Source organism: Craterilacuibacter sp. RT1T, from assembly GCF_023502145.1.
Classification (GTDB): Bacteria; Pseudomonadota; Gammaproteobacteria; order Burkholderiales; family Chromobacteriaceae; genus Craterilacuibacter.
This window is the reverse complement of record NZ_JAMFLI010000004.1, coordinates 141511-153936: the sequence shown is the minus strand read 5'-3', so window position 1 is coordinate 153936 and position 12426 is coordinate 141511. Positions and strand designations below refer to the sequence as shown.

Sequence of the window (12426 nt, the reverse complement as noted above, 5' to 3'; positions counted from 1 at the left end):
GGTTTTTGGCAAAACCGTTTCCTGATGGCCGCTCGTATTCCAGTTTTTGTTGTTAGGGTGAGTTAGCTGCCCGTGGCAGCGTAATTCACCACCATGCCAGCGTGGACTAGTTGCGTGCTAGGTCAGTTGCCTCGGTTAGGCTGCCATTCTGGGTATGTTGGAATACCTTCATATTTAAGCCATGGGACATCATGAGATATCCAAATGTGGGCTTGAGGAGCTACGCCAGGATCTTCATCAAGCGTTGCTACGCGCACAATTACGTGAGACTGCTTAGGTCTTTCAGCTATTAAATGTGATCCACATGTAGAGCAGAAGTGGCGGAACTTACCCGGTGAAGATTCGAAGGTAGAGAGCTTATCTTGACCTTTTAGCCAGCGGAAATTTGTGCGTAATACGCCGGCACTTGAGCAGGCTAAAGCAGCATGTGCTTTTCTGCATGTCTGGCAGTGACAATGACCTATAGGCATGTCGAGAGAGTCAATTTCGTAGCCAACTGCACCGCATAAACAACTACCTTTCATATCTAACCCTTTCAAATCAATGGCGATTTTAAAAATATATGGATAGGGCTGTATATGGCGTAAGTGGTAGCTTAGGCTGTAGGCCTAAACCTCCAAATGCTTACCCACACAATCATATGTGTTGGGTTTAGGCTCACTTCGTTCCATGTGGTGATAGCTAATCACCACGAGATAACATGTACAAGAGCGGGTTAGCCGCCGTTTGGCGGCTAACCCACCCTACCGCTCAGCCGCTCAGCAGTTGAACATCGCCTTGCCGGTGCGCAGCATCTGCTGGCAGAAGCCCCACTCGTTGTCGTACCAGGCCAGTACTTTAACCATATTGCCGCCGGTGACCTTGGTCAGGGTGGCGTCGAAGGTCGAGGCTTCGGTGCTGTGGTTGAAGTCGCCGGAGACCAGCGGCAGGGTGTTGTAGCCCAGCACACCTTTCATCTTGCCGTCGGCCATTTCCTTGACGATGGCGTTCACTTCGTCGACCGTGGTGTCGCGGCCGGCTTCGAAGGTCAGGTCAACCAGCGATACATTGATGGTTGGCACGCGTACGGCGAAACCATCGAGCTTGCCCTTCAGCTCCGGCAGGACCAGGCCGACGGCCTTGGCGGCGCCGGTCTTGGTCGGGATCATGTTCTGGGTGGCGGAACGGGCGCGGCGCAGGTCCTTGTGGCGCACGTCGGTCAGCACCTGGTCGTTGGTGAAGGCGTGGATGGTGGTCATCAGGCCTTTTTTCAGGCCGATGGTGTCGTTCAGCGCCTTGGCCACCGGAGCCAGGCAGTTGGTGGTGCAGCTGGCATTGGACACCACGGTCATGTCGGCACGCAGCACGTCGTGGTTGACGCCGAACACCACGGTGGCGTCCACGTCGTCACCGCCCGGGGCGGAGATCAGTACTTTTTTGGCGCCGGCATCGATATGAGCCTGGCACTTTTCCTTGGAGGTGAAGGCGCCGGTGCATTCCAGCACCAGATCGACGTTCAGTTCTTTCCATGGCAGTTCGGCCGGATTGCGGGTGGAGAAGAACGGGATCACGTCGCCGTCAACGATCAGGTTGCTGCCTTCATGTGAAACCGGGGTGGCGAAGCGGCCGTGTACGGTGTCGTACGAGGTCAGGTGGGCATTGGTCGCCAGGTCGCCGGAGGCGTTGACGGCGACGATCTCGAAGTCGCCACGCAGATTGTATTCGTAGATGGAACGCAGGGCCTGACGGCCGATACGGCCGTAACCGTTGATTGCAACGCGGATGGTCATTGAGTTTCTCTCCGAGAATAGGGGGGAAGCGGAATGCAAAAAAACGGCCACCCCTGACGGGGTGGCCGGTCTGTTAGCCGATGACGGCGCGGGTCTTGGCGACCACATTGTCGACGGTGAAGCCGAATTCCTTGAACAGCTGCGGCGCCGGCGCCGACTCGCCAAAGGTGTCGATACCGACCACATCGCCTTCGAGGCCGACGTATTTGCGCCAGAAGTCGGAGACACCGGCTTCGATGGCTACGCGCGGCACGCCGGCCAGCAAGACGCTGGCCTGATAGGCCTTGTCCTGACGGTCGAACACATTGGTCGACGGCATGGACACCACACGCACCGCCACGCCTTCGGCTGCCAGTACATCGGCGGCCTTCAGTGCCAGTTCGACTTCGGAGCCGGTGGCAATCAGGATGGCTTGAGGTGCAGCGGCATCGCGCAACACATAGCCGCCGCGTGCGACGTCGGCGATCTGCTGGGCGTCGCGCGGCACGAATGGCAGGTTCTGGCGGCTGAGGATCAGGTTGCTCGGGCGCTTGGCCTGTTCGATCGCGCTGGCCCACGCCACGGCGGTTTCCAGCGTATCGCACGGACGCCAGGTATCCATGTTAGGGATGTAGCGCAGCGTCGCAGTCTGCTCCACCGGCTGGTGGGTCGGGCCGTCTTCGCCCAGGCCGATCGAGTCGTGGGTGAACACCCAGATCGGGTTGATCTTCATCAGCGCCGCCATACGCAGCGCATTGCGCGCGTATTCACTGAACATCAGGAAGGTGCCGCCATACGGACGGATGCCGCCGTGCAGCGCCATGCCGTTCATGATGGCGGACATGCCGAATTCGCGCACGCCGTAGCTGATGTAGTTGCCGTTGCCTTCTGCATCTATCCATTCCGAACCGGACCAGTTGGTCAGGTTGGAGCCGGTCAGATCGGCCGAGCCGCCGACAAACTCGGGGAACAGTGGCGAGAATGCCTCGATGGCAATCTGGCTGGCCTTGCGGGTGGCGACGGTCTGGGCGGCTTCATTGATGCGCGCCAAGGCGGCGGCCTTGTGCTCGGCCCAGCGTGCCGGCAGCTCGCCTGCCATGCGGCGGGTAAATTCGGCCGCCAGCTCGGGATAGGCGCGGCGGTATTCGGCAAAGCGTTCGTTCCAGGAGGCTTCGCGCTTGGCGCCGGCTTCGCGGGCATCCCATGCGCTGTAAATCTCGGCCGGAATCTCGAACGGCGCATGCGGCCACTTGAGGTTTTCGCGTGCGGCGGCGATTTCGGCGGCACCCAGCGGCGCGCCGTGTACATCGTGGCCGCCTTGCTTGTTGGGTGCACCAAAACCGATGGTGGTCTTGCAGCAGATCAGGGTCGGGCGCGCGCCTTCTTTCTTGGCGGTATCGATGGCGGTTTGCAGCTCGACTGCATCATGGCCGTCCACGCCGCGGATCACTTGCCAGCCGTAGGCTTCGAAGCGGGCCGGGGTGTCGTCGGTAAACCAGCCTTCCACATCGCCGTCGATGGAGATGCCGTTATCGTCCCAAAACGCGATCAGCTTGCCCAGGCCCCAGGTGCCGGCCAGGCTGCAAGCTTCGTGGCTGATGCCTTCCATCAGGCAGCCGTCGCCGAGGAAGGTCCAGGTGTGGTGGTCTACGATGGTGTGGCCATCGCGGTTGAATTCGGCCGCCAGCATCTTCTCGGCCAGCGCCATGCCTACCGCGTTGGTGATGCCCTGACCCAGCGGGCCGGTAGTGGTTTCCACGCCCGGTGCGTAGCCGTATTCCGGATGGCCCGGGGTCTTGCTGTGCAACTGGCGGAAGTTTTTCAGGTCGTCGATGGACAGCTCATAGCCGGCAAGATGCAGCAGGCTGTAAATCAGCATCGAGCCGTGGCCATTGGACAGCACAAAGCGGTCACGGTCGGCCCAGTCCGGGTTGGCCGGGTTGTGGCTCAGATGATCGCGCCACAGCACTTCGGCGATGTCGGCCATGCCCATAGGGGCACCGGGGTGACCGGATTTGGCCTTCTCGACTGCGTCCATAGCCAGAAAGCGGATCGCGTTGGCGAGCTCGGTACGGGAGACCATGCGAAAAACCTCGAGAGAGTTAGCAAGACGGCGATGGACGGGGTATCCGCCCATCAGAAAGTGGCGAAATTATCGCTGTTATGTCGCATTGCGGCAACCAGCCACGGCGACAGACATTGACGAAAGCATCTTTTCTGCCGACTCTTTAAGCAATATCAGAAAATTTTTGCCGGAGAATTCAAGCCATGTCCGATTTTGAAATGACGCCTGCGCCGGTTGCGCGCCCATCCGGCCCGCGCCAGTTGCCTGCCGGCCAAGGCTGGCAGTGGATTGTTGCCGCCTTTCGTCTGGTGCGCGAACAGCCGGTGACCTGGATACTGCTGGCGCTGGTGTATCTGGTGATCCATATCGGCATCAGCATGATCCCGATGATAGGCGGGCTATTGCCCTTGCTGTTGTCGCCCATTTTTGCCGGCGGCTTTATTTTGGCGGCGAAAAAAGCCGAAGCCGGCGGCGAGCTGGAGCTGTCCGATCTGTTTGCTGGTTTTCGCGACCAGCCCAAGCCGCTGCTGGGGGTCGCGCTGGTCTATCTGGCGCTGTGCATGGTGGCGGTGGTGGTGATGGTCGCCCTGGCCCTGCTATTGGGCAGCATGGGTTTGATGGTGATGCCGGCCGAGGGTGAAACGCCGGACACGGGCGCCATGCTGATGATGCTGCTGGTGTTCGGTGTGCCGATGTTTATTGTCAGCATGGCTTACTGGTTTGCGCCGGCGCTGGTGGTGATGCAGGATCTGGCCCCGATTGCCGCCTGCCGCGCCAGCCTCAAGGCCGGCCTAAGCAACTGGAAGGCGCTGCTGATTTGCGGCCTGATGCTGGCCGTGATGCTGTTTCTGGCCATGCTGCCCTTCTTGCTCGGCCTGCTGTTATGGTTTCCGGTGATGTATGTCACCAGCTACACCAGCTGGAAGGCGGTGTTTGGCGACTGATGCGGCCGTTGTCGCCCGCTGTGCGGGCTCCTACAGAGATACCCGGTAGGAGCCCGCGCAGCGGGCGATTGTTCGTCAGGGAATGAACCATGTATTTGCATTCTCCCCATGGTCACGCCTTGCGCAAGGGGCGTGTGTCACTGCCCGGGCAGGTCTATCTGCTGACGAGTGTTACCGGTGAGCGCCTGCCTGTATTTGCCGATTTTTACTGTGCCCGCTTGCTGGTGCGCACGCTGCAGCAGGCCGATCAGCTCGGACGCTCGCAGACGCTGGCTTTTGTCGTGATGCCGGATCATCTGCACTGGCTGCTGCAACTGGGCTCGTGCTCGCTGGCGCTGTTGATGAACCAGCTCAAGGCGCAATCGGCGTGTGCAATCAATGCGTACTGCCGGAGCAAGGGACGGGCGGTGTGGCAAAAGGGGTTTCATGATCACGCATTGCGCCATGAGGAGGATCTGGCTGCGGTGGCACGTTATATCGTTGCCAATCCGCTGCGTGCGGGGCTGGTGCAGCGGATTGGAGATTACCCGCATTGGGATGCAGAGTGGTTGTAATGGATGGTTTCGCCCGCGGTGCGGGCTCCTACAACCATACCTTGGTAGGAGCCCGTGCAGCGGGCGATTTTCGTTCAGCCGCGGCGCATGGTGACATGCAGGATGCCGCCATCGTCGTAGGGCTCGCTTACGGCGTGAAAGCCGAACGCGGCGTAGAAACCCAGCTTGTCGGCCTGAGCCGACAGCATGATGGCGCTGTCCGGCCAGTGTATCTGACACTGGCGCACCGCTTCCGCCATCAGCGTCTTGCCCAGACCCGTACCGCGCAGGGCCGGCTCCAGTACCACGCGGCCGATGGCGCTGGCGCCTTCGTATTTGTCGCCGGGGGCGATCAGGCGGGCATAGGCGGCCAGCCGGCCTTGCCCGTCGTAGGCGCACAGGTGCAGGCAATCCGGGTCGACGCCGTCGATATCGCCATAGATGGAGTCTTGTTCCACCACAAATACCCGGTCGCGCAAGGCTAGCGCCGCGTAGAGGGTGTGGATGGAAAAGCCGTCAAAACCGTGGCAGTGCCACGTCAGTGAAGTTGCCATAGTACAATCTCCCCCAAGTATTAATCTCACCAACATATCATGGCCGCCCTTGAGGCGGAACTGCCTGCCAGATGAACGACGAATCCGATCTGTTTGCCCCTGTCCCGGACGATGCCCAGCCGCCTGTCCCGCCCGCTCCCGTGGTGGAGACGGAAGAGGAGGGCGATGGCTGGATTGCGCTGGACCATTATGCCGAGCGCGCCTATCTCGAATACGCGATGAGCGTGGTCAAAGGGCGTGCGCTGCCGGAAGTGGCCGATGGCCAGAAGCCGGTACAGCGCCGCATTCTGTACGCCATGCGCGATATGGGGCTGGTGGCCGGTGCCAAACCGGTGAAGTCGGCGCGCGTGGTCGGCGAAATTCTGGGTAAATACCACCCGCACGGCGACAGCCCGGCCTATGAGGCCATGGTGCGCATGGCGCAGGACTTTACCCTGCGCTACCCGCTGGTCGATGGCCAGGGCAACTTCGGTTCGCGCGATGGCGACGGCGCGGCGGCAATGCGTTACACCGAGGCGCGCCTGACGCCGATTTCCGAGCTGCTGCTGTCCGAGATCGATATGGGCACCGTCGACTTTGTGCCCAATTACGACGGCGCCTTCGACGAGCCGGCCCTGCTGCCGGCACGTCTGCCCATGGTGCTGCTTAATGGCGCCTCCGGCATCGCGGTGGGGATGGCGACCGAGATCCCGCCGCACAATCTGACCGAAGTGGCACGCGCCGCACTGGCGCTGTTGGCCAAGCCGGAACTGACTACCGCCGAGCTGATGGCCTATGTGCCGGGGCCGGACTTCCCCGGTGGCGGCCAGATTATTACGCCACAAGCCGACATTCTCGCCGCCTACGAGGGCGGGCGCGGTTCGGTGCGCGTGCGTGCCAAGTGGGAAATCGAGCGGCTGGCGCGCGGCCAGTGGCGCGTGATCGTGACCGAACTGCCGCCGGGCTCCAGTGCGCAGAAGGTGCTGGCCGAGATCGAAGAAGCGACCAACCCCAAGGTCAAATCGGGCAAGAAGACGTTGTCGCTGGACCAGCAGAATCTCAAGAGCCTGATGCTGTCCATGCTGGACCGCGTGCGCGACGAGTCCGACAGTGCCTGCCCGGTGCGGCTGGTGTTCGAGCCTAAATCCAGCCGGCAAAATCCGGACGAATTCATCAATACCTTGCTGGTGCAGACCAGTCTGGAAGGCAATGTATCGATGAATATGGTGATGATAGGGCTGGATGGCCGCCCCGGACAGAAGGGGCTGAAAGCCATCCTGTCCGAGTGGCTGGACTTCCGCCATAGCACCGTCACCCGCCGCCTGAACTACCGTCTGGACAAGGTTGGCCAGCGCATCCACATCCTGGAAGGGCGCATGATCGCCTTTATCCATATCGATGAAGTGATACGCGTGATCCGCGAGGCGGACGAGCCCAAGCCTGACCTGATGCGGGCCTTTGGCCTGTCCGAGTTGCAGGCCGACGATATTCTCGAGATCCGTCTGCGCCAGCTGGCCCGCCTCGAAGGCTTCAAGCTGGAAAAGGAACTGGCCGAGCTGCGCGAAGAGCGCGATGCGCTGCGCCACCTGCTGGCCGATCCGGAAGCCTTCCGCGCCCTGCTGTCCGACGAGATCCGCAAGGATGCCGCCAAATACGGCGATGCCCGCCGCTCCGAAATCAAGGCCGCCGAGCGCGCGGTGCTGAACCAGACCGTCGCCGACGAGCCGGTGACGCTGATCCTGTCGCAAAAGGGCTGGCTGCGCGCGCGCGTCGGCCACCATGTCGACCTGTCGGCCTTGTCGTTCAAGGATGGCGACAGCCTGGCTTGCGTGGTGGAAACGCGCACGGTGTGGCCGGTGGTGGTGCTGGACAGCAAGGGGCGCGCCTACACCATAGATGCGTCGGTGGTGCCGACCGGGCGCGGCGATGGGGCACCGGTCACTTCGCTGCTCGATATGCAGGATGGTGCCAAACTGGCGCAATTGCTGGCGGCACCGGACGATGCGCGCTTTGTGGTCGCAAGCTCGGCGGGTTACGGTTTTGTGGCCAAGGTGTCGGATATGGTCGGGCGGGTCAAGGCCGGCAAGGCTTTCCTGACGCTGGATGCCGACGATACGGTGCTGACACCGGTTCGGGTGCATGCGCCACTGGATGGCTGCAAGCTGGTTGCCGCCAGCAGCCATGGCCGTTTGCTGGCCTTCCCGGCAAGCGAGCTGAAAGAGCTGGCCAAGGGTCGCGGCCTGATGCTGATGGCGCTGGAAGAGGGCGATGCACTGACCGCCGTGGGCTTGGTGGCCGGCGAGAAAGCCTTGCTGGCGACCACTTCGGTGCGCGGCAAGGTGGCCGACGAAAAGCTGAGTCTGGGCGAGTTTGAAGGCAAGCGCGGCCGCAAGGGCAAAGCCATGCCCAAGCGCTGGCAGGTGAGCGCGATCAGCGATCTGTAAGGCAGTGGCGGGATCGGGGACTCGGGATCGGGGAGTAGGGAGTAGGGAGTAGGGAGTAGGGAGTAGGGAGTAGGGAGTAGGGAGTAGGGAGTGTGGCCGTTGCTTATCACCGCATCAAGCGCCACGATTCCCCGCTCCCCGCTCCCCGCTCCCCGCTCCCCGCTCCCCACTCCCCACTCCCCGATTTTATTCAAACTCCGGAATCACACTTTGCTGCTCGGGTAAGCCCGGGCCGCCGATCTGGTGCCCCAGTTCGAGTATCCAGTTGCGGAAGGCAAGAAAGACGGGCGACTCGAGTAGTTCTTCGCGGTAGCACAGATAGTGGCCCTGATCGAGCACTTCGGCACTGTCGAACGGCTCGATGATGCGGCCACTGGCGATTTCGCCCTCGACCAGACAGCGTGGCACCAGCGCATAGCCCATGCCGGTCTCGACGGCACTGATGAGCGAGCTGTAATGCTCGAAGCGCGCACTGCTGCGCAAGGGCTGTACCGCCAAGCCGCGGGTATTGCACCATTGCGCCCAGATATCGGGTTCGCCCTGATGGATCAGAATGCGCGCCTGCGCCAGATCCGCGGCCGAGCGCGGCAGGGCTGCCGCATGCGCCTGCTGTGCCGAGGCCACCAGAATAAAGTGGCGGCCGGCGATATTGTCGGCGACTACGCCCGGCCAGTGGCCGTTGCCGTAGCGGATGGCGATATCGACGTCGTGCGGCTGCACCTGGCGGCCGGACAGATGCTGATGGAAGGCCAGCGTCACTTGCGGGTAGGCACTGCTGAAGTCCGGCAGGCGCGGAATCAGCCACTTGGTCATAAAGGTCGGCACACAGGAGACGGATAGCGTGCCACGGCCATGCTGGCTGCTGGTCAGATCGTGGGTTGCGCTTTCCAGCATGCGCAGTGCCGGCTGGATGCGCTGCAGATAGTGGCGGCCGGTATGGGTGAGCACGAAGGCGCGACCGACACGGGCCAGCAGCTCGACACCGAGGAACATTTCCAGCCCGGAAAGCTGCCGGCTGACCGCGCTGGGAGTGACGCACAGCTCATCGGCCGCCTGCGTCACCGACAGGTGACGGGCTACGGCTTCGAATGCCAGCAGTTCGTGAATACTGGGACAGGCTCGTTTCATTGCGCTCCATCATCATCTTTGCGTCAATCGCAAGCATGGGATGCCGTTTAATCATTCGGATGTAAACAGTCGCTAATATAATACCGGCTTTGCTGACTATTCGCAGGCTTCTCCAAGGCGACCCATGTTTATCCGGCTGGTTTCCCTGAGCTATATGCTCTACCTCGTTCTGCCCATCGCGCTGATTCTGGTCGGCTCATTTGGCGAGACCTGGGTGAATGCGTTATTGCCCGAAGGCTCGACCACGCAGTGGTATCTGGAGCTGTGGGAAGACCGCAGTTTTATCCGCGCCTTTATCACCAGCCTGATTGTCGGGGCCGCATCGTGTGCGATCAACACGCTGCTATGTGTGCCCCTGGCCTATTCGCTGGTGCATGGCGCCCGGCAGAAAAACCGCTTCGCGACCCGCCTGCTGACCTTGCTGCCGGTGGCCGTGCCGACCATTACCCTGGGCTTTGGCTACATCCTGGTATTCAACACCGATGCCATGCCATGGTTGGGCAGTACGCCCTTGCTGATTGCTGCTCATGTGGTGCTGACTCTGCCGTATCTGACGCAGGCGCTGGTGACCGACCTGCGCCACCAGCGCCTCGACCGGCTGGAAGAAGCGGCTGCCACATTGGGCGCGCGTCCGATTCAGCGCTTTTTCGGCATCATCGTGCCCAATCTGCGTGCCAGCTTGCTATCGGGTCTGGTGATGGTGGCGGCGCTGTCCATTGGTGAATTCCAGCTGTCCAATCTGATTGTCGGTTTCCAGAACCGGACTTATCCGGTCGTGCTGCTGCAGGCTTTTTATGGCGCCACCGGCTTTGCCTGTGCTGCGACTGTGATCCTGCTGCTGCTGGCTACCGTGGCTTCCCTGACCTCTACTCTGGCATCGAAAAAAGCATGAGCCTCTCATTCGAACAAGTCGGTTTCCAATACCGCGGCACGTCTATCGGCGTGCACGATGTGTCGCTGTCGCTTGCCAGCGGCGAACTGGTCGCCCTGATCGGCCCGTCCGGCTCGGGCAAAACCACCTTGCTGCGCCTGACGGCCGGCCTGATTAGCGGTCATAGCGGCCGCATCGTACTGGGTGGGCGCGACCTGTCCAATATGCCGGTGCACGAGCGCCATATCGGCATGATGTTTCAGCACTACGCGCTGTTTCCGCATCTGACGGTGCTGGACAATGTCGGTTACGGCCTGAAGATGGCCGGTGTCGAGGCCGGCGCACGGCGTAAAAAGGCGCAGGAAATGCTGGATCTGGTGGGCTTGGGCTCGCTTGCCGGGCGTCGTCCGGCACAGCTGTCCGGCGGCCAGCAGCAGCGCGTGGCGCTGGCCCGGGCACTGGCTTACAGTCCGCAGGCGCTGTTGCTGGACGAGCCTTTGTCGGCACTGGATGCGTCGATTCGTGGCCAGTTGCGCGACCAGATCCGCCAGTTGCAGCAGCAGTTCGGCGCGACCACCTTGCTGGTCACCCACGATCAGGAAGAGGCGCTGGCCATGGCCGACCGTATCGCCCTGCTTGATCAGGGCCGTGTGCTGCAATACGGCACGCCGACCGAGCTGTATGAAAACCCGCTGAACGAAACCGTGGCCCGCTTTGTCGGTTTGTCGACCATCTGCACGGCAACCGTCTGCGGCGAGGGCGAGATCGATACCGGCTATGCCCGTTTGCGTTGTGATACCGGTGCGCGTGCGCCGGGCGAGCAGGTCAAACTGCTGGCTCGTCCCGAGCATGTCGAGGCCGATCCGCCAATGCAGGCACTCAACCGCATGGAAGGCCGCGTCACGCTCAACCGCTATCTCGGTTCATTCAACCGTTACGATTTTATGCCGCACGGTGCGCAACTGCCGTGGCTGGGCGAGGCGCGCAGCGCCCCGGCTGACGCCATTGCCGTAGCCCCCGAACATATCCGCCTGCTGGCGGCCTGAACCCATCCCAAGTCCCGGAGAGAAGTTTCATGTCCTTGTTGAACCGTCGCCATCTTCTGGCCGCATCGCTTGCTGCCTTGTTTGCCCTGCCTGCACAGGCATTTACCGGTCCCGAGCTGTATTCGGGTGAAAAGGCGCTGTATCAGGCCGCCAGCAAAGAAGGCATTGTGGTGTCGTTCGACACCGGCCCGGAATGGGCGAACTGGAAGTCGCTGTTCAAGGAATTTAAGCAGCGCTATCCGGAAGTCGAGCTGACCTATAACGACCTGGGCTCGGCCGCCACCGTGGTGGCGCTGGACAAGACCCGTCGCCGTCCGCAAGCCGATACCGCCTATTACTTTGCCCAGTCGGCTGTCGATGCGGTGGCCAAGGATGTGGTCGCGCCATTCAAGCCGGTGAACTTTGACAAGGTTAGTCCGGTGATGCGCGAAGCCTCCGGCAAGTGGTTCGGCGTGCATTCGCTCAACGTCGCTTTCCTGGTCAACAAAAAGCTGGTGAAGAACGTGCCGCAAGGCTGGGCTGACCTCTTGAAGCCGGAATACAAGAACAGCGTGGTTTACCTCGACCCGCGCTCGACCGGTCAGGGCCAGGTTGCGGTGCTGGCTGCGGCCTTCGGCAATGGCGGTTCGATGGACAAGCCACTGGCCGGTACCGACTATATGGGCCGCCTGCACAAGGCCGGCAATGTGCTGCGCGTGGAAGGCACCACGCCTTACGCCAAGTTCCTCAAAGGCGAGATCCCGATCTGGATCGGCTACGAGAATGATGGCCTCAAGGCCAAGTATATGGACGGCATGAAGGACAGCATTGCCGTGGTGATTCCGAAAGAGGGTAGCGCCGCCGCGCCTTACGGCATGAGCCTGGTGAAGAACGCACCTAACCCGAACGCGGGCAAGCTGTGGCTGAACTTCGTGATGAGCAGCAAGGGTCAGGCTCTGTTTGCCGAAGGTTTTGTGCGCCCGGCCGTGGCCGGTGTGGCTCTGCCCGCTGCGGTGCAGGCCAAGATGCCGGCCGCGCCACAGGTGCAGCCGGTTGATGTGATCCGCGCGCAAAAGCATAAGGCGGCGATTGACGCGGCCTGGACGCGCGCCGCCCTGTCCAAGTAAGGAAACGC

General features: G+C 61.7%; 11 protein-coding genes. 6 read left to right on the top strand and 5 right to left on the bottom strand.

Features of this window, described 5'->3' with window-relative positions; translation table 11 throughout:
- Nucleotides 1-122 precede the first annotated feature (122 nt).
- The 3 genes from M3P88_RS08725 to tkt form a co-directional block, all read right to left on the bottom strand.
- Nucleotides 123-524, bottom strand: coding sequence for a GFA family protein (locus M3P88_RS08725; RefSeq protein WP_502798950.1), 402 nt, complete (start codon nucleotides 522-524; stop codon nucleotides 123-125).
- A 234-nt stretch (nucleotides 525-758) separates the two neighbouring features.
- The gene (gene gap, locus M3P88_RS08720; protein ID WP_249615663.1) at nucleotides 759-1769 is read right to left on the bottom strand and encodes a type I glyceraldehyde-3-phosphate dehydrogenase; all 1011 of its coding nucleotides are present in this window, start codon (nucleotides 1767-1769) and stop codon (nucleotides 759-761) included.
- Nucleotides 1770-1842: 73 nt separating this feature from the next.
- The gene (tkt, locus tag M3P88_RS08715; RefSeq protein ID WP_249615662.1) at nucleotides 1843-3831 is read right to left on the bottom strand and encodes a transketolase; all 1989 of its coding nucleotides are present in this window, start codon (nucleotides 3829-3831) and stop codon (nucleotides 1843-1845) included.
- A gap of 185 nt (nucleotides 3832-4016) precedes the next feature.
- Here tkt and M3P88_RS08710 point away from each other — a divergent pair, with 185 nt between their 5' ends.
- Nucleotides 4017-4757, top strand: a complete 741-nt coding sequence (locus M3P88_RS08710; RefSeq protein WP_249615661.1) for a BPSS1780 family membrane protein — start codon at nucleotides 4017-4019, stop codon at nucleotides 4755-4757.
- Between the two features lie 89 nt (nucleotides 4758-4846).
- On the top strand, nucleotides 4847-5311 hold the full coding sequence (locus M3P88_RS08705; RefSeq protein ID WP_249615660.1) for an REP-associated tyrosine transposase: 465 nt from the start codon (nucleotides 4847-4849) through the stop codon (nucleotides 5309-5311).
- Nucleotides 5312-5385: 74 nt separating this feature from the next.
- Here M3P88_RS08705 and M3P88_RS08700 read toward each other — a convergent pair whose 3' ends face one another.
- Entirely contained in the window at nucleotides 5386-5844 is a 459-nt protein-coding gene (locus M3P88_RS08700) for a GNAT family N-acetyltransferase (protein WP_249615659.1), read from the bottom strand.
- A gap of 71 nt (nucleotides 5845-5915) precedes the next feature.
- Between M3P88_RS08700 and parC the strand changes: the two genes are divergently transcribed.
- Nucleotides 5916-8267 (top strand): DNA topoisomerase IV subunit A, encoded by a 2352-nt coding sequence (gene parC / locus M3P88_RS08695; protein WP_249615658.1) that lies wholly within the window; start codon nucleotides 5916-5918, stop codon nucleotides 8265-8267.
- 186 nt (nucleotides 8268-8453) lie between these two features.
- Here parC and M3P88_RS08690 read toward each other — a convergent pair whose 3' ends face one another.
- Entirely contained in the window at nucleotides 8454-9395 is a 942-nt protein-coding gene (locus M3P88_RS08690) for a LysR substrate-binding domain-containing protein (RefSeq protein WP_249615657.1), read from the bottom strand.
- 124 nt (nucleotides 9396-9519) lie between these two features.
- Here M3P88_RS08690 and M3P88_RS08685 point away from each other — a divergent pair, with 124 nt between their 5' ends.
- From M3P88_RS08685 to M3P88_RS08675, 3 genes are read left to right on the top strand one after another with little or no spacing between them, the layout of a single operon-like run.
- Complete coding sequence (locus M3P88_RS08685) at nucleotides 9520-10287, top strand: ABC transporter permease (protein ID WP_249615656.1); 768 nt, start codon at nucleotides 9520-9522, stop codon at nucleotides 10285-10287.
- Nucleotides 10284-11312, top strand: a complete 1029-nt coding sequence (locus tag M3P88_RS08680; protein WP_249615655.1) for an ABC transporter ATP-binding protein — start codon at nucleotides 10284-10286, stop codon at nucleotides 11310-11312. The genes M3P88_RS08685 and M3P88_RS08680 overlap by 4 nt, the downstream gene beginning before the upstream one ends.
- A 29-nt stretch (nucleotides 11313-11341) precedes the next feature.
- Complete coding sequence (locus tag M3P88_RS08675; RefSeq protein WP_249615654.1) at nucleotides 11342-12418, top strand: extracellular solute-binding protein; 1077 nt, start codon at nucleotides 11342-11344, stop codon at nucleotides 12416-12418.
- The last annotated feature ends 8 nt before the right edge of the window (nucleotides 12419-12426 follow it).